The following is a 23,261-nucleotide window of genomic DNA, read 5'->3' as shown; positions in this document are numbered from 1 at the left end:
GGGCTTCGCACCATGAACTTCCGCAACATCTCGGCGTGGTCGATCCGGAACCCGGTGATTCCGCTGGTCCTGTTCACCGCGCTGCTGTTCGCGGGGCTGCTCAGCTTCGCGCGGATGGACGTGGTCAATAACCCGGACATCGAATTCCCGGGCGTACAGGTCAACATCTCGCAGCCCGGTGCCGCCCCGACCGAGATCGAGAACCAGATCACCCAGCGGGTCGAATCGTCGATTCGTTCGATCCAGGGCGTGCGGAACATCTCCTCGACCGCGAGCGAGGGCAATTCGAGCACGTTCGTCGAGTTCGAGGTCGGGACCGACGTCAACGCGGCGGTGTCCGAGGTCAAGAACGCGATCGACGCGACCCGCGGCAGCCTGCCCGACGGAATCCTCGAGCCGCGCATCAACAAGGCGCAGATCGCCGGCGGCTTCCTGGGCATCTTCGCGGTCGAAGCCGACGACATGACGATCGAACAGCTCAGCTGGTTCATCGACGATACCGTCGCCAAGCAACTGCTCTCGATCGAAGGCATGGCCGAAGTGAACCGCTTCGCCGGCGTCAACCGCGAGATCGAGGTCATCCTCGATCCGGCCCGGATGCAGTCGCTCGGCGTCACCGCAGGCCAGATCAACGGGCTGCTCCGCCAGTCCAACCTCGATGCGGCAGGCGGCATGGCCGAGGTCGGCGGCACCCGGCAATCGGTCCGCGTGCTGGGCAGCAGCGACACCGCCTACGAGCTGTCGCAGCGCCAGATCCGCGCGACCACCGGCGGCACCGTCAAGCTGGCCGACGTCGCGACCGTGCGGGACGGGTATTCGGAACGCACCTCGATCAGCAAGGTCGGCGGCAAGGAAGTCGTCAATTTCGGCATGTCGCGCGCACGCGGCGCGTCCGACGTGACCGTGTTCAACGACGCCAAGGAAGTCATCGCCAAGATCGAGGCGGAGAACCCCGGCATCCGCTTCATCCAGCTGTTCAACACGGTGAAGTACACCGAGGATCAGTACGAAAGCTCGATGGCCGCGATGATCGAGGGCGCGATCCTCGCCGTGGTCGTGGTGTTCTTCTTCCTGCGCGACTGGCGCGCCACGGTGATCAGCGCGATCGCAATTCCGCTGTCCGCCATCCCGACCTTCTGGTTCATGGACCTTCTGGGCTTCAACCTGAACCAGATGTCGCTGCTCGCGCTCGGCCTCGTCGCGGGCGTCCTCGTCGACGACGCGATCGTCGAGATCGAGAATATCGTCAGACACATGCGGATGGGCAAGTCGGCCTATCAGGCATCGATCGACGCGGCGGACGAGATCGGCCTTGCGGTCGTCGCGACCAGCTTCTGCATCGTCGCGGTCTTCCTGCCGGTCGGCCTGATGCCGGGCGTGACCGGGCAGTTCTTCCAGAACTTCGGCCTGACGGTCGTCGCGGCGGTGCTCATGAGCCTTGCCGTCGCCCGCATGATCACGCCTATGCTCGCGGCCTATTTCCTCGAAGCCAAGGGCCATGCCGAACACGGCGAGGGCCCGTGGATGGACCGCTATATGCGGGTCCTGGAATGGTCGCTCGACCGCAGCAAGATGCTCGCCGCCCGCGCCGGGCTGGCCGGTCCACGCCGCCGCTTCCTCTACATCCCCGGCCTGCTGATCCTCATGATCATGCTGCTGGGCGTATCGGCGTTCGGCGTCATGCAAAGCTATGGCCTGATCTCGGCGCTCCAGCTTCCGGAGACCGTCGCGAACCTCGTCACGTCGGACCGGAACTCGGCCCTGTTCACCGCGGTCGACCGCCCGATCGCATTCCTCCAGCTCATGCTTGCATGTGCGGCCGGCTTCATCGCGGCCTATCTTCTGTTCCAGCTTATCGGCTTCGTAATCCGGCGCTTCGGCGCGCGGATGCGCGACAACTGGCGCTACCTTGCCGCGCGCTTCCTCGATCACCGCGTGTGGATGATCGTGCTGGGCTATTTCTCGTTCCTGCTGACCGTGCTCCTGCTTACGAACACGCCTTTCCAGTTCGAGCCCGAGACCGATCAGGACAACACGCGGGTCGAGATCGAGATGGTGCCGGGAACCACGCTCGAGACCACCGAGCGCGTTTCCAACGAAGTGGCCGCGCTGATGGAGCGCCAGCCCGAGGTGGACCGCGCGCTGCAACGCGTGCGCGAAGGCGCCGCCACGCTCTACGTGAACCTGAAGCCCGACCGCGAGCGCAAATCGTTCGAGCTGGAGCGTGAGCTCGCGCCCGAACTGTCGCAAATCGCCGACGCCCGCGTCCGCTTCCAGTCGCAGGGCGGCCCCGGCGGACCCGACAGCGGACGCGACCTGACGATCATGCTCGCCGGCTCCAACCCCGAACTGCTGACCGAGACTGCGGGCAAGCTGGTCGAGGAAATGAAGCGCGTTCCGTCGATCGTCGCGCCGCGCATCACCGCCGACATCCCGCGTCCGGAAATCATCATCCGTCCGCGCGCGAACCTGGCCGCCGACCTCGGCGTGACGACCGTGGCCCTCAGCCAGGCCATCCGTGTCGCGACGATGGGCGAGATCGAGCAGAACGCAGCGAAGTTCTCGCTGTCCGATCGCCAGGTTCCGATCCGGGTCAAGCTGCCCAAGTCCTCGCGCCAGGATATCGACACGATCGCCAACCTGCCGGTGCAGACGGCCAGCGGCGCCTCGGTGCCGCTCGGCCGGATCGCGGACATTTCGTTCGGGTCGGGCCCCACCAGCATCCAGCGCTACAACCAGAACCGGCGCGTGTTCGTTGGCGCCGATCTTGCCGAAGGCGTGCTGCGTGGCAACGCGATGGAACAAGTCAATGCGCTGCCGACGCTACGCGACCTGCCGCAGGGCGTGATCCGCGACGTGGTGGGCCAGGACGAATTGCAGGCCGAACTGCTGACCAACTTCCAGATCGCGCTAGTCTCGGGCATCCTGCTCGTCTTCGCGACGCTGGTGCTCCTCTACAAGCGGTTGATGAGCCCGCTGGTCAACATGGGCTCGCTGCTGCTGGCACCATTGGGCGGGGCGTTCCTGGTCTACATCTTCGGCCAGCCGCTCTCGTTCCCGGTCCTCATCGGCATCCTGCTGCTGCTGGGCATCGTGTCGAAGAACTCGATCCTGCTGATCGACTTCGCGATCGAGGCGATGGAGGACGGCCAGCGCAAGTTCGAGGCGATCATGGACGCCGGGCACAAGCGCGCCCAGCCGATCGTGATGACCACCGTGGCGATGACCGCGGGCATGATCCCCACCGCGCTGTCGCTTTCGGGCGACGGGGCATGGCGCGCCCCGATGGGCACCGTCGTGATCGGCGGCCTGATCCTGTCCACCGTCCTGACTCTGCTGATCGTGCCGGCGGGCTTCAGCCTGGCCGACAGCCTCGAGAAGCGTGCCGGTCCGTGGCTGCGCCGCAAGTTCCTGACATGGGAGCCGGGTGAAGAGGATCGGCCCGCGGCACCACTGCCGGCCGAGTGACAAAAGGCCGAGTGTCAGCCGATCCGGCGCCCGCTAGTCCGCTAGCCGGCGAAACCCGCGTGCGCTTCCCGCGTTGGCAGCGCATGGGGGGCACACGAACATTACCCGACCGCGCGAAGACGATGCGCCGCAGCGCCACCGGCCTCTTGGTCGCGATGGCGGGGCTCTACGTGCTGGCGGGGCAGTATCTCGGCATCCATCCGGCGATCGGCTACGTCCGCGCTTTCGCCGAAGCGGCGATGGTGGGCGGCCTGGCCGACTGGTTCGCGGTGACCGCCCTGTTCCGCCGCCCGCTCGGGTTGCCGATCCCGCACACCGCGATCATTCCGGAGAACAAGGACCGCATCGCCGACACGATGGCATCGTTCCTGCAGGACAATTTCCTCACCCCCGCGGTCGTCGCGCGGCGGATGCAGGACATGAACCTGGCCAAGGCCGCGGGCGAATATCTGACCGCCCCGGCGAGCGGAGACACCGGCGCCCGGATCCGCGCAGGCGCTGGCGAGCTCGTCGCCGAATTTCTCGAATCGCTCGATCCCGATCGGCTCGGCACCCAGGTGCGCGGCGGCCTGAAGTCGCTGGCTGCGCGGGTCGAAGTCGCACCGCTTCTCGGCCAGCTTTTGACGGCGGCAGTGGCCGATCGCCGGCACATCCCGCTGATCGATTCGGCGATCCGCTGGGCCGGGCTGACGATCGAGGCGAACGAGACCCTTATCCGCAACATGATCCACGAAAAGGCCAACGGCCTCGTGCGGTGGACGGGGCTTGACGAAAAGCTCGCCAATTCGGTTCTCGACGGGCTCTACAAGCTGCTGGCGGAGGTGCTCGTCGATCCGAATCACCCGCTGCGCGATCGACTCGACGAAGGCCTCGCCCAGTTCGCGCACGACCTGCTGCACAATCCGGAGACGCAGGCGAAGATCGAGCGGATGAAGAACGAGCTGCTCGACAACCCGGTCGTCGGCAAATGGTGGCTCAGCGTGTGGGAGCGCTTACGTGGCGGGCTCATCAAGACCGCGCGCGAACCGGGCGGCGGCGGGCTGTCCGCGGGTTTTGCGGAAAGCATGGCCGAACTCGGCAAGGTGCTGCGCGACGACCCGCGCCTGCAGGTCCAGATCAACCGCTTCGCGCGGCGCACCGCGGTGGGCGTGGCGACCCGCTATGGCGGGCAAATCGTCCGCCTGGTTTCCGAGACCGTGCGCCGGTGGGACGCCCGGACCGTGACCGACCGGATCGAAAGCGCCGTGGGGCGCGACCTCCAGTTCATCCGGATGAACGGCACCCTCGTGGGCGGGCTCGTCGGCGTGACGATTCATGCGGCAGAGGCTGCTTTCTGAGCGCGCCGCTGCTCACGACCGAACGGCTCGAGCTGTGGCAGCCGACGATGGCCGACGAACCGCAAATGTTCGCGATCGTCTCTAACCCCGACACCCACCGTTACCTGGGCGGCATGGCGAACCGCGCGGACCACTTCACCCGCTTCCAGCGCGGCGGGGGAAGCTGGTTCCTCCACGGCTACGGCAGCTTCATGGTGCGCCTGAAGGGGTCGCAGGACCTGGTCGCCAACTGCGGCGTGTTTCACTCGTATCGTGGCCTGGGCGAGGATTTCGACGACAAGCCCGAAGCGGGATGGATCGTGGCCGCGGACCATGTCGGCAAGGGCATCGCCCGCGAGGCGATGGAGGCGGCGTTGACATGGTTCGACAGAATGCACGGCCCGCGCGAAGTGGTCTGCATGATCGAGCCGGGCAACGCGCCCTCGTTCGCGCTGGCGGGCAGGCTGGGTTTTGCGCCGACACGGCTGGCGAAGCTGCCCGACGGAGCGGAGGTCGAATTGTTCAGTCGCTAGTTGGGCAGTTCGAAACGGACCGACGAGCGCCAGAAAGACTTCATCGGCTGGCCGGCCGAATCGAGTGCGGGTTCGAAGCGGGCATTGCGCGAGATCTTGCTGCACACCACCCTGTCGAACTCCGCAGGGCGAGTGGACTGTTGAATCGAGCACTGGGTGACACGCCCTCGCTCGTCCACGTCGAGCCGGAAGTTCACCAGGCCCTGCGTCCTTGCCCGCATCAATTCGGCCGGATAGTCGCTCGGTCCAATCCAGTTTTGGGCATTGCCTTTGACAGCCACGCCCCTGCTGCGGCCCTTGTGCGCCGCGACGTCAATGCCCCAGTGGGTGAGGAGATCCTCGGTGCAGGCATTGAGCGCCTTCACCGGGTCATGCATCGATCCGAGCGCAAGTCGGCCGATCACGCGCTCTTTTTCAAGCATCTCGAACCAGGCGATAGGCTTGGCGGCAGCGGGGTCCATGGGAGGCTCCACCTTGCCACGGTCCTTGTCCGACAGGGTATTCCGATCGCGCTCGGGCTTCGGCAGCAGCGCTACCGAATTCGCCATCGCGCCCGACCCGAATTCACCCAACGGTGCGCCGATGAGGAGATCGGTCGGGACCGATGCACCACCGGGTCCGAAGCGGAAAGACGGCTGGCGTAATTTTTCCGTCGCGAAGTCTGGGCCCGCAATCTGGACGGTGTACGTGTCACCGGGTTCGTATTGTTCGAGATAGAAAATCGTCTCTCGCCCGGGTCCGCCGAACTGACGCACGATCCTGCAGTATCCGTCAGCGTAATCGAGTACCCACTTCGAACTGGGTTCCAATACGGGCGGCTCCGCCGCGGCGACTTGCGCCGATGCGAATGCCGCCGAGAGCATGATCAATCGACGATACATGGTGCGACCCCCTAATGCCTGTCAGCATAATTAAATGCCGATCGGGCGCAAGTCGAACCGCCGGTGGAGCACGGGCAATATTGCGGCGCCTCTCGACGCCGCAATCACAAACCTTGCCTACAGCTTGCCCGTCAGCTCCGGCACGATCTTGAACAGGTCGCCGACGAGGCCGATGTCCGCGACCTGGAAGATCGGGGCGTCCTCGTCCTTGTTGATCGCGATGATCGTCTTGGAATCCTTCATGCCCGCAAGGTGCTGGATCGCGCCCGAGATGCCGACCGCGATATAGACTTCCGGGGCGACGATCTTGCCGGTCTGACCGACCTGATAGTCGTTGGGCACGTAGCCCGCGTCCACCGCCGCGCGGCTGGCGCCGACGCCGGCGTTCAGCTTGTCGGCGAGCGGCAGGATGACTTCCTTGAAGGTGTCGGCGTCCTTGAGCGCACGGCCGCCCGAGACGATCACCTTGGCGCTGGTCAGTTCGGGGCGCTCGCTCTTGGCAAGCTCGCTACCCACGAAGCTCGACAAGCCCGAATCGCCGGTTGCCGCCACAGCCTCGACCGTGCCCGAACCGCCCTCGCTCGATGCCTTGTCGAAGGCGGTGCCGCGCACGGTGATGACGAGCTTGGGATCGCTCGATTCGACCGTGGCGATCGCGTTGCCGGCATAGATCGGGCGGGTGAAGGTCTTGTCGCCCTCGATCCCGATGATCTCGGAGATCTGCATCACGTCGAGCAGCGCAGCGACGCGGGGCGCGATGTTCTTGCCCGTGGTGGTCGCCGGCGCGAGAAACGCATCGTGGTGGCCCATAAGCTCGGCCACCAGCGGCGCGACGTTTTCGGGCAGCTGGTGCTCGTACGCGGCATCGTCGGCGAGGTGGACCTTGCCCACGCCCGCGATCTTCGCGGCGGCATCGGCCACGCCCGCGCAGCCCTTGCCTGCGACCAGCAGGTGCACTTCGCCGAGCTTGCCGGCGGCGGTGACCACGGCGAGCGTGGCATCCTTTACCGAAGCGTTGTCGTGTTCGACGAGAACGAGAGTCTTCATGGCAATCTATCCCTTATCGTCCAGGCCCGCTCACGCGATGCCGAGCGCCTTCATCTTGGCGACGAGTTCGTCGACGTCGGCGACTTTCACGCCCGCCTGGCGAACCGGCGGTTCGGCGACCTTGAGGGTCTTGAGGCGCGGCGCGATGTCGACGCCGAAATCGGCAGGCGTCTTGCTGTCGAGCGGCTTCGACTTCGCCTTCATGATGTTCGGCAGCGAGGCATAGCGCGGTTCGTTCAGGCGCAGGTCGGTCGTCACGATCGCGGGCATCGCCAGCTTGACCGTCTCGAGGCCGCCGTCGATCTCGCGCTTGACCACGACGTGATCGCCCTCGACCGCAACGGTGTTGGCGAACGTGCCCTGCGGCCGGCCCATCAGGGCGGCGAGCATCTGGCCGGTCTGGTTCGAATCGTCGTCGATCGCCTGCTTGCCCAGGATCACCAGGCCGGGGCTTTCCGCGTCTGCGATGCCCTTGAGGATCTTGGCGACCGCCAGCGGCTCGACCTCCACGCCGTCGTCGACCGCGACGTGGATCGCGCGGTCGGCGCCCATCGCCAGGCCGGTGCGCAGCGTCTCGGTCGCCTTGGCCGGGCCGATCGAGACCACGATGACCTCGGTCGCGGCACCCTTTTCCTTCAGGCGCAGCGCTTCCTCGACCGCGATCTCGTCGAACGGGTTCATGCTCATCTTGACGTTCGCAAGATCGACGCCGCTGCCGTCTGCCTTGACCCGCGGCTTCACGTTGTAGTCGATCACCCGCTTGACGGGGACGAGGATCTTCATGTGCTTCGCGCTCCTTCGTTCGTAGGTGGGACTCTAGATGCCCCTTACGTAAGCGTCAACCTCACGCCGCCTGCTTGACCTGGGCCACGATCTTGCGGGCCGCATCGCCCAGGTCGTCGGCCGCCACGATCGGGAGGCCCGAATTGGCGAGGATCGCCTGGCCCTGCTCGACATTGGTCCCTTCCAGTCGAACCACTAGGGGAACCGAGAGGTTCACGTCCTTCGCCGCCGCTACGATGCCGTCGGCGATCACGTCGCACTTCATGATCCCGCCGAAGATGTTGACGAGGATGCCCTCGACCGCCGGGTCCTTGAGGATGATCTTGAACGCCGCGGTCACCTTCTCGCGGCTCGCGCCGCCGCCCACGTCGAGGAAGTTCGCCGGGAAGGCGCCGTTGAGCTTGATGATGTCCATCGTCGCCATGGCCAGGCCCGCGCCGTTGACCATGCAGCCGATCGTGCCGTCGAGCTTGATGTAGGCAAGGTCGTACTCGCTGGCTTCGACTTCGGCCGGGTCTTCCTCGGTCTCGTCGCGAAGCGCCAGGATGTCGGGGTGGCGGTAGAGCGCGTTCGAATCGAAGCTCATCTTCGCGTCGAGCACCAGCAGCCGGTCGTCCTCGGTCACCACCAGCGGGTTGATCTCGAGCATCGAGCAATCGGTCGCCATGAAGGCGTCGTAAAGGTGGCGGGCCAGCTTCTGCGCCTGCTTGTTGAGGTCGCCGGTCAGCTTGAGCGCGAACGCGACCGCGCGACCGTGGTGCGGCTGGAAGCCCTGCGCCGGATCGACGGTGAAGGTGGTGATCAGCTCCGGCGTATCGTGAGCGACCGCCTCGATATCCATTCCGCCTTCGGTCGAGACGACGAAAGCGACACGGCCCGTGGCGCGGTCGACCAGCAGCGACAGGTAGAACTCCTTCGCGATATCTACGCCGTCGGTGACGTAAAGCCGGTTCACCTGCTTGCCCGCATCGCCGGTCTGGATCGTCACCAGCGTGTTGCCAAGCATCTCGCGCGCGTTGGCTTCGACCTCGTCCAGCGATTTCGCCAGCCGGACGCCGCCCTTGGCATCCGGGCCGAGCTCGGAAAACTTGCCCTTGCCGCGACCGCCAGCGTGGATCTGCGCCTTGACGACATAGAGCGGCCCGGGAAGCTTGCCGGCGGCGGCGACCGCCTCTTCGACGGTCAGCGCCGCGTGTCCTGCGGGGACGGGGACGCCGTGCTTGGCGAGGAGTTCCTTGGCCTGGTATTCGTGGATGTTCATCGCGGGGCGCAGCTTTCCGTGGCTGATGGGGATTCGAAGGGCGCCTAAGCATGGATCGGCGCGCTTGAAAAGGGCGCGGGCGCGGGCCAAGGGCCTGCGATGGCCGGTGCCCGATGATCGATGCCGCGCGTCTCGACGCGATCGTCCGCGAAGCGGGCAGGATCGCGCACGACATGTGGCCGGGTGCCGGTCACGCGCTCGATACCTGGGAAAAAGGGCCGAACAACCCGGTCTGCGCCGCCGACCTTGCGGTGGACGCCTTCCTCAAGCGCGAACTCGGCGCATTGCTGCCGGCGGCTGGGTGGCTGAGCGAAGAGACCGCGGACGATTTCACGCGCCTCGGCAAGCATCTCATCTGGCTGGTCGACCCCATCGACGGTACGCGCGATTTCATTCGCGGACGCAGCGGGTGGGCGGTGTCGGTCGCGCTCATAAGCGGCGGCCGGCCGCTGATCGGCTCGCTGGCCGCGCCCGCGCGCGGCGAGTTCTGGCACGCGATCGCCGGGCGGGGGTCATGGCGCAACGGCGAACGGCTCGTCGCCTCAGCGCGGCAGGACTTCCCCGGAGCGCGGGTACCGACCGATGCGCTGCCCAAGGAGGACCGGGACCTCGCCATCGTCGACAAGCCCAACTCTATCGCGCTGCGCGCAGCCATGGTCGCCGCGAACGAAGCGGACCTGCTGGCGACGCTGCGCTGGGGCTGGGAATGGGACATCGGAGCCGCCGCGCTGATCGCGCGCGAGGCGGGTGCCGCCACCACCGATGCCTTCGGACGCCCGCTGGCCTATAACAAGCGCGATCCCCGCGCCTTCGGCCTGCTGATCAGCGCACCGGGCATCCACGGACACGCGGTGGATCGTCTGGCCGACCGCGCGAAGGCGATCGCGGGGTAGGGATTTTCCCGGCTAGCGGGCCGGATGTTCATTGACGCCAGGTGCTCGCCGATCGCCGTGGCCTGCGCGATCCCCCTGTCCGTCAAAGGCGAATCGAGCCGCCCTTGGTAACGCCCTTCGGCATTCCATTAGGCTTCGCCGTGCCGGACGAGAAGGATTTCCCTCATCGCGAATCCGCAATCCAGGACGGCCACGACGCGCAAACAACCTTGCTCCCGCAGCACCTAAAAGGCCGGCCCCCTTGCGGAGACCGGCCTTTCGTGTGCGACCACTAGGTGTAACGCCTTAGTTCCGTGCGGCGTCGATTTCGGCCTGCGTAAGCGGAACGATCTTGATCTCGACCCGGCGATTCATCGGCTCGTTGACGTTGTCTCCGGTCGGGATCTTGAGCTGGGTTTCACCGAAGCCCATCCAGCGGATGCGCGACGAGCTGACGCCGCGGCTGATCAGGTAGTTCGACACCGCCTGCGCACGTTGTTCCGACAGGCGCTGGTTCGATGCGGACGAACCGACGGTGTCGGTGTGGCCGTAAACGTCGACCAGGCTGTTCGGATACTGCTGCAGGCTCGTCGCGACGCGGTCGAGCAGCGACTGGAAGCCGGGGCTTACCGAATAGCTGCCAGTGGCGAAGGTAACGCCGTCGGGCAGGTTGACGAGGATGGCACCGTCGACTTCGCTCACGTCGACGCCCGACCCTGCGGTCTGGTCGCGAAGCTCGCGGATCTGTTGGTCCATCCGGTAGCCGACCACGCCGCCGATCGCGCCGCCGCCAACTGCGCCGACGATACGACCGGTCTTGCCGCCGATCAGGCCGCCGAGAAGCGCACCGGCAGCTGCGCCGCCGAGGCCGCCGATCGCGGCGCGCGAAACCTTCTGCTCGCCGGTGTTGGGATCGGTGACGCACGCCGAGACGGTCAGCATCGAAAGCACGGCGAAACCGGCAGTAATCTTGCGCGAAATCTGCATGGAAATTCCCCTTTATTCTGGTTCGTTCAGCGCCGCCGACCTTGTCGATCGGCGCCGGAAGGCGAGCGCGCCCAACCCGCGCCTCGATCGCTGTAACGCCTTATCGCGGTGGCCGTTCCCGCTGGCACGCTGCGGCAAATGTGCTAGCGGACGCCCGGTGACACCTTTTCCCTATTCCGATCTGCTGATCATTGCCGCTCTGCTGTTGCTGAACGGCGTATTCGCGATGAGCGAACTGGCAATCGTTTCGGCCAAGCCTTCGCGCCTCAAGGCTGCCGCCGATCGGGGGAGCAACGCGGCCCGCGTGGCGCTGTCGCTTGCGGCCGACCCCGGCAAGTTCCTGTCCACCGTGCAGATCGGCATCACGCTCGTCGGGATCGTCGCGGGCGCCTATTCAGGGTCGAGCCTCGGCGGACCCGTAGGAGAGCGGCTCGAGGCGCTGGGCATCCCTGCGGAATACGCGCCCGAGGCCGGTTTCGCGCTGGTCATCGCGCTGACAACTTACGCCAGCGTCGTGGTGGGCGAGCTTGTGCCCAAACAGATCGCGTTGCGCGCCGCCGTGCCGATCGCGCTGATCGCCGCGCGCCCGATGGCGCTGCTCGCCCGGATCGCGCTGCCGATCGTGTGGCTGCTCGACAATTCCTCCGCGCTCCTGATCCGGCTGATGGGCGTGCGTCCGGCGGGCCAATCGAGCGTGACCGCCGAAGAACTGCACATGATCTTCACCGAAGCCACACATTCGGGCGTGATCGAAGCGGGGCAAAGCGAGATCCTGGCGGGTGTGGTTCGCCTCGCCGACCGCCCGGTTCGCGCGCTTATGACTCCGCGGACCGAACTCGACTGGCTCGACCTCCATGCGCCGGAAATCGACCTGCGCGCGCGGATCGACGCGAGCCCGCATTCGCTGCTGCCGGTCGCCGACGGGTCGCCCGACAGGATCGTCGGTGTGGTAAAGGTGCGCGAGGTGCTCGTGGTATTGCTCGCCGGGCGGCCGGTGGACCTCGCCAGTCTGATGAAGAAGCCCGAGGTCATTCCCGACCAGCTCGACGCCATGGACGCGCTGCGCACCCTGCAGCAGGCCGAAGTCGCGATGGCGATGGTCCACGACGAGTACGGCCACCTCGAAGGCATCGTCACCCCGGTCGACCTGCTCACCGCAATCGTCGGCAACTTCGCCTCCGACAGCGACCTGGGCGAGGCGCCCGCGATCGTCGAGCGCGACGACGGTACGCTGCTGATTTCCGGCGCGCTGCCGGTCGACGACATGGCCGAGCGGCTGTGCATCGACCTGCCCGAGGACCACGAGTTCGCCACGGCCGCGGGCTATGTCCTGTGGCACCTCAAGAAGCTGCCGGTCGAGGGCGAGAGCTTCATCGACCAAGGCTGGCGGATCGAGGTCGTCGACATGGACGGGCGCAAGATCGACAAGCTAATCGCTTCACGTTTGTGACCCCGCCTCCGCGGGGTCATCCTCGCGGCTGTTTCCTCCGCTACGCTTCGGAGCCGCTGCGGGCGGCCGGTCGGCCTTGCGGGCTACTGATCGTAGCCCGTTCTCTCGCGAGATTGACGTCGCTAGAGCACGGTCGGCGACCAGCCGACCGCAAGCGCGAACGCGCGCCCGCAGGTGCCGCGAAACGAAGTAAACCGATCAGCGCCGAGGACCGGACGCGCGGAGGCGGGTTCGGAAAAAAGGAAAGTGAGGCAGCTACCTGGCTTCAGCCAGGAATGACCGCCGAAGCGCCCTGTCCGTCGCCTTCGGGCGCGGCGATGATGTCGCGGGTCACGCGGCCCTTGGCGACCGTGTTGGTCTGCGGATCGCCGACCGCGGTGCGGATGCCCGGATCGGCCACGCCGGCGCGGTCGAGGGCACTGGTTTCCACCTGGCTGCGGGCGGCGGGACCGCCGAACAGCACGTCGAGCGCCTGCTCAGAAGCGGTGCCTTCGGTCGGGCGCGGCGCGCCGGGAGCGGGCGGGGTAAGCGAGAAATCGGGCGGAACCACCAGCGGCGCCTGGCGCTGCACGGCGAATTCGTCGGGCCGCTCGCGGTTGAGGATGCCGCCGTTGCCGCACCCGGCAAGAACGGTGGTGGCCAGAACGGTCAGGGGGACGAGGACGTTTCTGCGCATGGGTTAGCTCGATTCTGCGGTGTCAGGGGCCGTATCGACCGGTTCTTCGGGGGCCTTTTCGCTTACGAAAAGCGATCGGGCAAGGATGATAACGACGCCGATGGTGATTGCCGCATCGGCGATGTTGAAGATCAGGAACGGGCGGAAATCGCCGAAATGCAGGTCGAGGAAATCGACCACGTACCCATATTCGTAGCGATCCTTGATGTTGCCGAGCGCACCGCCGAGGATGAACGCCAGCGGGACGATGTCGGCGAGCTTTTTCTCGCGCACCATCCACACCGTCACCACCACCGCGATCACGGAAGTCAGCGCCACCAGCGCCCAGCGCATTTCCTGGCTGGTCGCGGTGAACATGCCCAGCGACACGCCGTAATTGTGCGTCAGAGTGAACTGGAAGATCGGCATGATGTAATGCGACTGGCCGAGCTGGAGCTGGAGCCCGTCGAGGATGTAGGTCTTGGTCGCCTGGTCGGCGATGAACAGAACCAGTGCGATGGCCAGACCGATCAGGCGATAGCGGGTCAGCACGCTCACGATGCCACCTCTTCGCCCACGACGTCATCGCAACGCGCGCAGAGCGCCCCGTCCTCGACGACTTCGGGCAGCAGCCGCCAGCAGCGGCCGCACTTGTGGTCGGATGTGCGGGTGACGGTCACGCCGTCCCCATCGCCCCGACGCACTGTCGCGGTGATGAACAGTTCGGCGAGGTCCGTGTCGGAATAGTCGTTCAGAACAGCGTCGATATCGGGGACCGTCACTTCGGCCTCCAAGCCCGATCGAATGATCTTATCTCGTCGCAATGGCTCAATCGCTTCAGTTACCTTCTCTCGAAGCTCACGAAGTGCGACCCACTTGAAGCGCATCTCCCGATCAAACGAGATGCTGGCAAGCTCCGGCCACTCCAGCAAATGCACGCTGCCCGCATCCGGGAAGCGCGTGCCCCAGACCTCTTCCGAGGTGAACACCAGCACCGGCGCGGCATAGCGGACGAGCGCGTGGAACAGCGTGTCGAACACCGTGCGCACCGCGCGGCGCTTCGTGCTCTCGGGCGCATCGCAGTAGAGCGAGTCCTTGCGGATATCGAAGTAGAAGGCCGACAGGTCCTCGTTGCAGAAGTCGATCAACGTGCGGACGTAGGTGTTGAAGTCGTACGTCTCGGCCGCCTGCCGCAGCGAGGCGTCCACCTCGCCCAGAAGCGCGAGGACGTATTGCTCCAGTTCGGGCATCTCGCCCACCGGCAGCCGCTCGGCCTCGTCGAACCCGTCGAGCGCGCCCAGCAGGTAGCGGAAAGTGTTGCGCAGCTTGCGGTACTGGTCGGCGACGCCCTTCAGGATCTCGTCGCCGATGCGGTGATCCTCGGTGAAATCGACCGAGAGCGCCCACAGCCGGATGATGTCCGCGCCGTAGGTTTCCATGACCTTGTTGGGGTCGACCGTGTTGCCGAGCGACTTCGACATCTTCATGCCCTTGGCGTCCATCGTGAAGCCGTGGGTGAGGATGCGGTCATAGGGCGCGCGGCCGCGGGTGGCGCACGATTCGAGCAAGCTCGACTGGAACCAGCCGCGATGCTGGTCTGACCCTTCGACATATATGTCGGCAGGCCACGACAGGTCGGGCCAGCGCTCGCGGTCTTCGAGCACATAGGCGTGGCTGGTGCCGGAATCGAACCAAACGTCGAGAATGTCGGTGACCGGTTCCCATTCGTCGGGGTCGTAACCATCGCCGAGGAAGCCGAGCGCCGTATCGGGCGTCCACGCATCGATGCCCTGTTCGCGCACCGCTGCGACGATGCGGGTGTTCACCGCCTCGTCCACCAGGTAGTCGCCGGTCTTGCGGTTGACGAACAGCGTGATCGGCACGCCCCAGGCGCGCTGCCGGCTGAGCACCCAGTCGGGGCGGCCCGCGACCATCGAACCGATGCGGTTGCGGCCCTTGTCGGGGGTGAACTGCACCCGCTCGATCTCGGCGAGGGCGATTTCGCGCAAGGTCGGCGCGGCGCACAGGGTCTCGTCCGCCGGGTCGATCGCGCCGCCTTCGCCTTCCCACCGCTTTTCGTCGCGCGTCTTGGGCGAGATGTGGGTGAGCGGCTTGTCCATCGGCACGAACCACTGCGGGGTGCAGCGGAAGATGACCTTGGCCTTCGAGCGCCACGAGTGCGGGTAGGAGTGCCTGTAGTCCGCGCTCGCCGCGAGCAGCGCGCCCGCTTCGCGCAAGTCCGAACAGATCGGCCCTTCGGGCGCGTTGAACTTGGGATTGATCACCGAGCCCTGCCCGCCGAGCCAGTCCCAGTCCTCGCGATACTTGCCGTCGCCCTCGACCGCGAACTTGGGGTTCAGGCCGTTGGCCTTGCACAGCTCGAAGTCGTCCTCGCCGTGATCGGGTGCCATGTGGACCAGCCCGGTGCCGGTGTCGGTGGTGACGAACTCGCCCGGCAGGAACGGGCGGGGTTCAGCGAAGAAACCGCCGAGGTGGTGCATCGGGTGGCGGGCGATGGTGCCTGAAACTGCGGATCCTTGGATTGTCGCGACCTCCCGCAGATGCACTCTAGGACGTTTGCCATCTTTGAGATCGGCAAATTTGGTATCGAGGCGTTCTTGGACGCTCTTGAGCAATTCCTTCGCGATAAGCAGGTTTTTGCCTTCCCATGACTGAAAGGGATGGCTTCCTAATGAGTCAGATAGGTCTGCATCGCCTACGGTCGATTCACCGATCCAGACCTTGGCCAAAACATACTCGACCTCGGGCCCATAGGCGATCGCCTGGTTCACCGGGATCGTCCACGGCGTGGTCGTCCAGATCACCGCGTGCGCACCGACCAGTTCGGGGATCGGGCTCCCGACGATCTCGAACGCCACGTCGATCTGGGTCGAGACGATATCCTCGTACTCGACCTCGGCCTCGGCCAGCGCGGTCTTTTCGACCGGGGACCACATCACCGGCTTGGCTCCGCGGTATAGCTGGCCGCTGGTCGCGAACTTGAGCAGTTCGGCGACGATCGTCGCCTCGCTCTCGGGCTGCATGGTCAGGTAGGGATTGTCCCAGTCGGCCATCACGCCAAGGCGCTTCAGCTGCTCGCGCTGCACGTCGACCCAGTGCTGCGCATAGGCGCGGCACTCGGCGCGGAATTCGAGCAGGGGCACGTCGTCCTTGTCGCGCTTGGCCTTGCGGTACTGTTCCTCGACCTTCCACTCGATCGGCAACCCGTGGCAGTCCCACCCCGGCACGTAGGGCGCGTTCTTGCCGAGCAGGTTCTGCGTGCGGCAGACCATGTCCTTGATCGTGTGGTTCAGCGCGTGGCCGATGTGCATGTCGCCGTTCGCGTAGGGCGGGCCGTCATGGTACATGAAGGTCTCGCGGCCCCGCCGCGCATCGCGCAACTGCTCGTAGAGCTTGTCCGCCTCCCACTTCGCCGCAATCCCCGGCTCCTTCTGCGGCAGGCCGGCCTTCATCGGAAAGTCGGTCTTCGGCAGGAAGACGGTGTCGCGGTAATCGCGCTGGGGCTTGGTATCGGCGTCGCTCATGGCGAAAGGGCCGCTAGCGGAAGGCGGCGCCATAGGGAAGGTTTTGGTTTAGCCGAGCAACCGCCGCGACTCGTCGCAGTCCTGCGCCATCTGCGCCTGAAGCTCCTCGAGCGAATCGAACTTCGCCTCGGGCCGGAGGAAGTGATGGAATGCGACCTCGATTTCCTGCCCGTAGAGATCGCCGTCGAAATCGAAGAAATAGGGCTCCAGCAGTTCCTTGGGCGGATCGAATGTCGGGCGGATGCCGATGTTGGCCGCGCCCTTCAGTTCCAGCCCGGTGCCGAGCACCCTGCCCGTCACCGCGTAGATGCCGTAACGCGGGCGGAGATATCCCTCGATCGGCAGGTTGGCGGTGGGATAGCCGATCGTGCGGCCCAGCTTGTCGCCGTGCTGCACCACCCCGCGGATCGCGAACGGGCGGGTCAGCAGCCGGGTGGCGGTGGCGCAGTCGCCCTCCTGCAGAGCGTGGCGGATGCGCGAGGACGAGACCGGCTCACCCCCGTCCATCACCGGCGCCACGGTGCGCGCCTCGATCCCGACCTCCGCTCCCAGTGCGCGCAGGACGAACAGATTGCCCCCGCGCCCCCTGCCGAACGTGAAATCCTCGCCCGTCACCACGCCCGCGGCGCCCATCCGCTCGTGCAGCAGGACGCGCACGAAGTCCTCCGCCGAGGTGCCCGCCAACGCAGAGTCGAAGTGAAACACCATCATCGCTGTCGCCCCGGCGGCGAGGTAGAGTTCCTGCCGCTGTTCAAGCGTGGTCAACCGGAACGGCGCGGCATCGGGCTTGAAGTGGCGCACCGGGTGCGGGTCGAAGGTGGCAACGATGCTCGGCCGGCCCTGCTCGCGCGCCCAGCGGATCGCCTCGCCCGCAACCGCCTGGTGGCCCAGGTGGAACCCGTCGAAATTGCCGAGCGCGATGACCGCGCCGCGCAGCGAGTCGGGCATCGGGTCGCGGTGGTCGAGCCACCTCATGCTGCGCGCTCCAGCGTCACGAAGCTGAATGCCGGGGTTTCGCCATCAGCGGCGTGATCCTCGCGAGCGCTCTCCCGCCATTCGGGACCGAAGGGCGGGACGCGAGCATCGCCGTCCACCTCGGCATGAACCTCGGTCAGTTCGATGCGCGTGGTGTGCGGGAGCATCAGGCGATAGACCTCCGCTCCGCCCACGATCGACACGCGACCCTCCCCCGCAAGCGCCAGTGCCGCGTCAGCCGAGTGGGCGACTTCGGCCCCATCGGCGCGCCACTTCGGACCGCGGGTAAGAACGATGTGGCGACGTCCCGGGAGCAGGCCGGGAAGGCTTTCGAAGGTCTTGCGGCCCATTATCATCGGCGTGCCCATCGTCAGCGCCTTGAAACGCTTGAGGTCCGCCGGAAGGCGCCAGGGCAGCGCGCCGTCGCGCCCGATCACCCCCCCTTTCGCCCGCGCCAGGATGGCGACGACTTCGCGTGCCATCACTTGATCCAGGTGCGGGTGACGTGGCCCATCTTGCGCCCTTCGCGCGCCTCGGACTTGCCGTAGAGGTGCAGATGCGCCGCAGGATCCGAGAGCACCGAATGGGCAGCCGAGACATCGCCGATGAGATTGTCCATCTCGGCGCGCGTCACGATCGTGGAGGTGTCGCCCAGCGGCAATCCGGCGACCGCGCGGATGTGATTTTCGAACTGGCTCGTCGCCGCACCCTCGATCGTCCAGTGGCCCGAGTTGTGGACCCGCGGGGCCATCTCGTTGAACACGGGACCGTTGTCGGTGGCGAAAAATTCGGCGGTCATTACTCCGACATAGCCGAGCGCATCGGCTATCCGGAGCGAAAGTCCGCGTGCCTCATCGACCTGTGCAGCGACCACCGGCGAGGGCGGCCAGCGCGTGAGCGACAGGATACCGCCGTCGTGACGGTTCTCGGTCGAATCCCAGAACCGCACCTCGCCCGTCGCCGACCGCACCAGGATAACCGAGAACTCGGCAGCGAACTGGACCCAGCCTTCGTACACGCAGGCTGCCTGGGGCAGGCGCACCGCCTGGGCATCGCGCACCGACGCGATGCGCCACTGGCCTTTCCCGTCGTATCCGTCGCGTGCTGTCTTGAGGACTCCCGGCGTGCCGATCCGCTCGATCGCACGGGCAAGATCGTCGGCCGAATCGACCGGCGCATAGGGCGCGGGGCGCCCGCCGAGATTCTCGACGAAGCGCTTTTCCTTCACGCGGTCCTGCGCTGTTTCCAGGGCACGGAGGCCGGGCGCGATCCGGTCGGCCAGGAACTGCAGCGGCGCGGTGGGGACGTTTTCCCACTCGAAGGTGATCGCATCGCACGCCTCGGCGAACCGTCCCAGCGCGAGAGGATCGGTGAAGGGAGCGACGGTGACTTCGGCCGCCACCTCGGCAGCCACGCTGTCGCGCTCGGGCGTGTAGATGTGGCAGCGATAGCCCAGGGGGGCCGCGGCAAGCGCGAGCATGCGGCCGAGCTGGCCGCCGCCGAGGATGCCGATCGTGCCCCCGACCTCTACCGTGCGGCTCGGCGGCATCAGTCCTCCGGCACCTCGCCCACCGCAGCCGTGCGCGCGGCGCGCCAGTCCTGCAGACGCTGCGACAGCGCCTCGTCCGACAGGGCGAGGATTGCGGCTGCGAGCAGCCCCGCGTTGGTCGCCCCCGCCTCGCCGATCGCGAGCGTCCCCGTGGGCACTCCGGCGGGCATCTGTACGATCGAAAGCAGGCTATCGAGGCCCTTGAGGGCCTTCGATTTCACTGGCACGCCGAGCACCGGCAGGTGGGTAAGAGCGGCGATCATGCCGGGCAGGTGCGCCGCCCCGCCCGCGCCCGCGATCACGACCTTGAAGCCTTCGTTTGCCGCGCCCTTGCCGAATGCATGGAGCCGATCGGGGGTACGGTGCGCCGAAACGATCCGCGCCTCGTGGCTGACGCCGAGTTCGTCGAGCACTTCGGCGGCGCAGCGCATCGTCTGCCAGTCCGACTGGCTGCCCATCACGATAGCGACGTCCGCCCCCGATTTCGTCATGGCGTCAGGTGTCCTTGAGGTAGCGCCGCTCGCCGGGCGTCATCGCGGCATCGAAATGGTAGAAGATCGGCTGGCCGGTGGGAATCTCGAGACCGGCGATGTCCTCGTCGGAAATGCCCGACAGGTGCTTGACCAGCGCCCGCAGCGAATTGCCGTGCGCCGCGACGATCACCGTCTCGCCCGCGGCAAGCCGGGGCGCGATCGCGCTTTCCCAGTAGGGCAGCACGCGGTCGATGGTCAGCTTCAGGCTTTCTGCGCGCGGCACCGCGATCCCGGCATAACGCGGGTCGGCGGACAGGTCGAAGGGGCTTCCCGCCTCGATGTCGGGCGGCGGCACGTCGAAGCTGCGGCGCCAGACGTGAACCTGTTCGTCGCCGTGGCGAGCAGCCGTCTCGGCCTTGTCGAGCCCGGTCAGGCCGCCGTAGTGCCGCTCGTTGAGCCGCCAGTCCTTGGTTTCGGGAATCCACAGGCGCCCGCACGCTTCGAGCACGAGATGCAGCGTCTTGATCGCGCGGGTCTGCATTGACGTGAAGGCGACGGTCGGCAGGACGCCTTTCTCGGCAAGCAGCGCCCCGGCCGCGAGGGCTTCTTCCACGCCTTTGTCGGTCAGATCGATGTCCCACCAGCCGGTGAAGCGGTTTTCCAGGTTCCACTGGCTCTGGCCGTGGCGAATGAGGATCAGCGTGGACAAGCGCTCGGCTCCATGGTCGCGGGAGCACCCGCCCCTAGCCTCGGTCCCCGTCTTTGGGAAGGCCGGCATTGTCGGGCAACGGCTTTTCCGTATCGCCGGCGCGTGCCGCGATCTCGCGCGACTGCGCCTTGCGGCGGCGCAGGTTCTCGCGCAGCTTCATGGCAAGGCGTTCCTCGCGCGTCGTTCCATCGGTCGAGCCGGTCATCGACGATACGCTTGCTACGCCCTGCAATGCTTGACAAGGGCGGGCTGCACTGTAAGGCGCGCCCGCTCCCGCCGCCGGCCCTAAACCGCGCCGGGACAGCTCGATGGTTCAAGCTGCTGTAGCTCAGTGGTAGAGCACACCCTTGGTAAGGGTGAGGCCGAGAGTTCAATCCTCTCCAGCAGCACCATCGATTTCCCTTGCTACCGCCAGCCGTGTTAGCCAGATAAGGCACCATGGGCGATACGGGGCAGGGCATCATCACCGAAGAGCGGGCGCTGACCCCGCTCGATCCTGCGCATATCAAGATGTTGCGATTGCAGGCCGCGATCGCCGCGGTACCGTTCGCGATCGGGTCGCTGGTGCTCGAATCGGCAAATCTGCTGCCGATGGGCGCGTTCTTCGTGCCGTTCGTTCTCGCGGCTGCCTGGCTGATCGCACGCGTTCCGTTGCGACGGCATGCGGCGCGCGGATACGATCTGGGCGCAGACCGGCTGCGGGTGGTCCGCGGCCTGCTGTTCCGGTCGGATACCGTCGTCCCCTTCGGCCGGGTCCAGCACATCGACGTGACGCAGGGTCCCCTCGAACGCATGTTCGGGCTGGCGACGCTGGTCGTCCACACGGCGGGTACCCACAATGCCAGCGTCGCGCTGCCGGGCCTAGCGCAGGCCGACGCGGCTTCGATGCGCGAATCGATCCGCGCCCACATCAAACGCGAGACGCTGTGAGCGACGTGCCGGAAGGTGCGCAGCCGGAGGCGACCGCCGACGGACCGCGCCGCACCGCGCCCCTCGGCATCGTGGTCGGCGCGCTGGGCGACATCCGCAAGTCGGTTATCCCCGCGATTGCAGGCGCATACGGACTGCGCGATCAATTCTCCGGCCTCGGCATGATCGCCGGGGTGGCGGTGCTCGCCGTCGCCATCGGCATCGCGGTCGCCGTCGTGCGGTGGCTACGCACGACCTACACCGTCGGCGCGGAGGACATCCGGCTGGAAGCCGGCGTGCTCAGCCGCACGGCGCGCGCGGTGCCTTACGAGCGGATCCAGGACGTCAGCCTGGAGCAGCCTCTCCTCGCCCGCGCACTCGGCCTTGCGCAGGTCCGATTCGAAACGGGCGCCGGCGGCGGCGACGAGATTGCACTGGCCTATCTTCCGCTCGCCGAGGGAGAGCGCCTTCGCGAGCTCGTGCGTGAGCGCAAGGACGACGATATAGCCGAAGACGCGGCGCTGGTCCCGGCAGCGGAGGCAGCCGCGGGCGAGGTCCTGTTCGCCATGCCGCCGCGCCGACTGGCGACCTTCGGGCTGTTCGAGTTCTCGCTCGCCGCGTTCGCGGTCGCAGCAGGCGCGGCGCAGCAGTTCGACGAATTCCTGCCCATCGACATCTGGGACGGCGACACGTGGCGCGAGCTGCTGGGCGCCAATGCCGACCGGGTCGCTGCGCTTGGGCCCCTGGCGCAAGCGGCCGCGATCGCGGCGGCGATAGGCTCGCTCATGGTCATCGGCTTTGCGACCGGCCTTGCACGAACATTCACCCGCGACTGGGGCTTCATGCTGACGCGGACCGCCAAAGGTTTTCGCCGCCAGCGCGGGCTCTTCACGAAGACGGACGTCGTCATGCCGGCTCACCGCGTGCAGGCGATCGCGATCCGCACGCGCCTGCTACGAAGGTTGTTCGGTTGGCACGGACTGAAGTTCGTCAGCCTTGCCCAGGATGCCGGCTCGGGCAGCCACGTCGTCGCCCCGTTCGCCAGGCTGGACGAGATCGCCCCCATTGCCAGTGCCGCAGGATTCGCGCTGCCCGGCGACGGCATCGAATGGCGCCGCCCCGCAACCCGCGCTTTCGTCGATGGTGCGGTAGTCGGATCGCTGGTGCCGATCGTCATTGCAGTCGGCCTGCTGTTCTCCCCTGCTCCGCTGGCCGCCGCGCTGCCGCTGCTCGCCCTGCCGGTGATCGCGTTGGGCCAGTATTTCCGCTGGCGCCGCGCACGGCACGCCATCGACGCGAGGCAGATCTACGCGAGACAGGGCTGGCTCGCCCCCAGCATCGACATCGCGAACCGGGTCAAGCTGCAATCGGTCGAGATCGCGCAGGGACCTTTGGCGCGGCGAGGGAATTACGCCACACTGCGACTGGGCCTCGCCGGAGGAACGCTGTCGTTCGAAGCGGTTCCGCTGAGCGATGCGCGCCGCATCCGCGCGGCCGTGCTGGACAGTATCACCGGGGTCGACTTTTCGCGGCTCAACTCGGGGTAGGAGCCAGCAGGTCTGCCCATTCGGGATGGCGACGGAACTGCGCCTCCACGTACGAACACTGCGGCACGATCTTGAAGCCGTCTTCACGGGCATCGCGAACCAGGGCATCGACCAGCGCCGCCGCTACGCCCTGTCCGCCGATCTCGGGGGGTACGAGCGTGTGATCGGCGATCCGCGCTTCGCCCCGTGCTTTCCAGGTGAGCCGCCCGACGGCATCGCTGCCAGGCACGGTGGCCCGGTACTCTCCGTGCGCCGCGTTGCCTTCGTGCGTAATCTCGAGCCCTTCAATCGCCATGGGGTG

General features: G+C 66.6%; 22 protein-coding genes, 1 tRNA gene and 1 pseudogene. 8 read left to right on the top strand and 16 right to left on the bottom strand.

Going from position 1 to position 23,261, the window contains the following annotated elements:
* The first annotated feature begins 12 nt into the window (after positions 1-12).
* The 3 genes from AR323_RS02420 (at position 13) to AR323_RS02410 (ending at position 5,317) form a co-directional block, all read left to right on the top strand.
* Positions 13-3,468 carry an efflux RND transporter permease subunit gene (locus tag AR323_RS02420; RefSeq protein WP_057882333.1) on the top strand — a complete coding sequence of 1,152 codons (3,456 nt, stop codon included), beginning with the start codon at positions 13-15 and terminating at the stop codon, positions 3,466-3,468.
* An 83-nt stretch (positions 3,469-3,551) separates the two neighbouring features.
* A complete protein-coding gene (locus AR323_RS02415; protein ID WP_235510424.1) occupies positions 3,552-4,805 on the top strand; it encodes a DUF445 domain-containing protein in 1,254 nt (417 codons plus the stop codon).
* The gene (locus AR323_RS02410; protein ID WP_057882583.1) at positions 4,802-5,317 is read left to right on the top strand and encodes a GNAT family N-acetyltransferase; all 516 of its coding nucleotides are present in this window, start codon (positions 4,802-4,804) and stop codon (positions 5,315-5,317) included. Before AR323_RS02415 ends, AR323_RS02410 begins: the two co-directional genes overlap by 4 nt.
* On the opposite strand, the gene AR323_RS02405 is transcribed toward AR323_RS02410, so the two are convergent.
* The 4 genes from AR323_RS02405 to sucC all read right to left on the bottom strand — a co-directional run bounded on the left by AR323_RS02405 (position 5,314) and on the right by sucC (position 9,289).
* The gene (locus AR323_RS02405) at positions 5,314-6,198 is read right to left on the bottom strand and encodes a TonB family protein (RefSeq protein ID WP_057882331.1); all 885 of its coding nucleotides are present in this window, start codon (positions 6,196-6,198) and stop codon (positions 5,314-5,316) included. The two genes, AR323_RS02410 and AR323_RS02405, sit on opposite strands and share 4 nt — an antisense overlap.
* A gap of 117 nt (positions 6,199-6,315) precedes the next feature.
* Positions 6,316-7,245 carry an electron transfer flavoprotein subunit alpha/FixB family protein gene (locus tag AR323_RS02400; RefSeq protein WP_057882330.1) on the bottom strand — a complete coding sequence of 310 codons (930 nt, stop codon included), beginning with the start codon at positions 7,243-7,245 and terminating at the stop codon, positions 6,316-6,318.
* Positions 7,246-7,275: 30 nt separating this feature from the next.
* Positions 7,276-8,028: an electron transfer flavoprotein subunit beta/FixA family protein gene (locus AR323_RS02395; RefSeq protein ID WP_057882329.1), complete on the bottom strand. Its 753-nt coding sequence runs from the start codon at positions 8,026-8,028 to the stop codon at positions 7,276-7,278.
* Between the two features lie 61 nt (positions 8,029-8,089).
* Positions 8,090-9,289, bottom strand: a complete 1,200-nt coding sequence (sucC, locus tag AR323_RS02390) for an ADP-forming succinate--CoA ligase subunit beta (protein ID WP_057882328.1) — start codon at positions 9,287-9,289, stop codon at positions 8,090-8,092.
* 113 nt (positions 9,290-9,402) lie between these two features.
* Between sucC and AR323_RS02385 the strand changes: the two genes are divergently transcribed.
* Positions 9,403-10,182 carry a 3'(2'),5'-bisphosphate nucleotidase CysQ gene (locus AR323_RS02385; RefSeq protein WP_057882327.1) on the top strand — a complete coding sequence of 260 codons (780 nt, stop codon included), beginning with the start codon at positions 9,403-9,405 and terminating at the stop codon, positions 10,180-10,182.
* On the opposite strand, the pseudogene AR323_RS15325 reads toward AR323_RS02385, so the two are convergent.
* Together AR323_RS15325 and AR323_RS02380 are read right to left on the bottom strand one after the other, a co-directional pair.
* Positions 10,074-10,298: pseudogene (locus AR323_RS15325) on the bottom strand (histidine phosphatase family protein); the annotation flags it as partial. The gene AR323_RS02385 and the pseudogene AR323_RS15325 overlap by 109 nt on opposite strands.
* 169 nt (positions 10,299-10,467) lie before the next feature.
* On the bottom strand, positions 10,468-11,148 hold the full coding sequence (locus AR323_RS02380) for an OmpA family protein (RefSeq protein WP_057882326.1): 681 nt from the start codon (positions 11,146-11,148) through the stop codon (positions 10,468-10,470).
* Positions 11,149-11,305: 157 nt separating this feature from the next.
* Between AR323_RS02380 and AR323_RS02375 the strand changes: the two genes are divergently transcribed.
* Entirely contained in the window at positions 11,306-12,598 is a 1,293-nt protein-coding gene (locus tag AR323_RS02375) for a hemolysin family protein (protein WP_057882582.1), read from the top strand.
* A gap of 265 nt (positions 12,599-12,863) precedes the next feature.
* On the opposite strand, the gene AR323_RS02370 is transcribed toward AR323_RS02375, so the two are convergent.
* The 9 genes from AR323_RS02370 to AR323_RS14895 are packed head-to-tail and all read right to left on the bottom strand — an operon-like array spanning position 12,864 to position 20,709.
* Positions 12,864-13,274, bottom strand: coding sequence for a DUF3035 domain-containing protein (locus AR323_RS02370; protein WP_057882325.1), 411 nt, complete (start codon positions 13,272-13,274; stop codon positions 12,864-12,866).
* Between the two features lie 3 nt (positions 13,275-13,277).
* Complete coding sequence (gene lspA / locus AR323_RS02365; protein WP_057882324.1) at positions 13,278-13,811, bottom strand: signal peptidase II; 534 nt, start codon at positions 13,809-13,811, stop codon at positions 13,278-13,280.
* Positions 13,808-16,798 carry an isoleucine--tRNA ligase gene (gene ileS, locus AR323_RS02360; RefSeq protein ID WP_057882323.1) on the bottom strand — a complete coding sequence of 997 codons (2,991 nt, stop codon included), beginning with the start codon at positions 16,796-16,798 and terminating at the stop codon, positions 13,808-13,810. The genes lspA and ileS overlap by 4 nt, the downstream gene beginning before the upstream one ends.
* Positions 16,799-16,846: 48 nt before the next feature.
* Positions 16,847-17,773, bottom strand: a complete 927-nt coding sequence (locus tag AR323_RS02355; protein ID WP_057882322.1) for a bifunctional riboflavin kinase/FAD synthetase — start codon at positions 17,771-17,773, stop codon at positions 16,847-16,849.
* Positions 17,770-18,255: a dihydrofolate reductase gene (locus tag AR323_RS02350; RefSeq protein WP_057882321.1), complete on the bottom strand. Its 486-nt coding sequence runs from the start codon at positions 18,253-18,255 to the stop codon at positions 17,770-17,772. The genes AR323_RS02355 and AR323_RS02350 overlap by 4 nt, the downstream gene beginning before the upstream one ends.
* The gene (locus AR323_RS02345) at positions 18,255-19,322 is read right to left on the bottom strand and encodes a 5-(carboxyamino)imidazole ribonucleotide synthase (protein ID WP_123321868.1); all 1,068 of its coding nucleotides are present in this window, start codon (positions 19,320-19,322) and stop codon (positions 18,255-18,257) included. Before AR323_RS02345 ends, AR323_RS02350 begins: the two co-directional genes overlap by 1 nt.
* On the bottom strand, positions 19,322-19,813 hold the full coding sequence (gene purE / locus AR323_RS02340; protein WP_057882319.1) for a 5-(carboxyamino)imidazole ribonucleotide mutase: 492 nt from the start codon (positions 19,811-19,813) through the stop codon (positions 19,322-19,324). Before purE ends, AR323_RS02345 begins: the two co-directional genes overlap by 1 nt.
* 4 nt (positions 19,814-19,817) lie before the next feature.
* Positions 19,818-20,504, bottom strand: a complete 687-nt coding sequence (gpmA, locus tag AR323_RS02335; protein WP_057882318.1) for a 2,3-diphosphoglycerate-dependent phosphoglycerate mutase — start codon at positions 20,502-20,504, stop codon at positions 19,818-19,820.
* Positions 20,505-20,538: 34 nt separating this feature from the next.
* Positions 20,539-20,709, bottom strand: a complete 171-nt coding sequence (locus AR323_RS14895) for a hypothetical protein (protein ID WP_164461535.1) — start codon at positions 20,707-20,709, stop codon at positions 20,539-20,541.
* Between the two features lie 112 nt (positions 20,710-20,821).
* On the opposite strand from AR323_RS14895, the gene AR323_RS02330 reads away from it, so the two are divergent.
* The 3 genes from AR323_RS02330 (at position 20,822) to AR323_RS02320 (ending at position 22,960) form a co-directional block, all read left to right on the top strand.
* A tRNA-Thr gene (locus AR323_RS02330) sits at positions 20,822-20,896 on the top strand.
* 46 nt (positions 20,897-20,942) lie between these two features.
* Positions 20,943-21,434: a PH domain-containing protein gene (locus tag AR323_RS02325; RefSeq protein WP_057882317.1), complete on the top strand. Its 492-nt coding sequence runs from the start codon at positions 20,943-20,945 to the stop codon at positions 21,432-21,434.
* On the top strand, positions 21,431-22,960 hold the full coding sequence (locus tag AR323_RS02320; RefSeq protein ID WP_057882316.1) for a PH domain-containing protein: 1,530 nt from the start codon (positions 21,431-21,433) through the stop codon (positions 22,958-22,960). Before AR323_RS02325 ends, AR323_RS02320 begins: the two co-directional genes overlap by 4 nt.
* Here AR323_RS02320 and AR323_RS02315 read toward each other — a convergent pair.
* Positions 22,947-23,255 carry a GNAT family N-acetyltransferase gene (locus tag AR323_RS02315; RefSeq protein WP_057882315.1) on the bottom strand — a complete coding sequence of 103 codons (309 nt, stop codon included), beginning with the start codon at positions 23,253-23,255 and terminating at the stop codon, positions 22,947-22,949. The two genes, AR323_RS02320 and AR323_RS02315, sit on opposite strands and share 14 nt — an antisense overlap.
* Between the last annotated feature and the right edge of the window lie 6 nt (positions 23,256-23,261).

The organism is Tsuneonella troitsensis, assembly GCF_001441535.1.
In the GTDB taxonomy this organism is placed as follows: Bacteria; Pseudomonadota; Alphaproteobacteria; order Sphingomonadales; family Sphingomonadaceae; genus Tsuneonella; species Tsuneonella troitsensis.
This window is presented reverse-complemented; position numbering and strand designations above follow the sequence as displayed.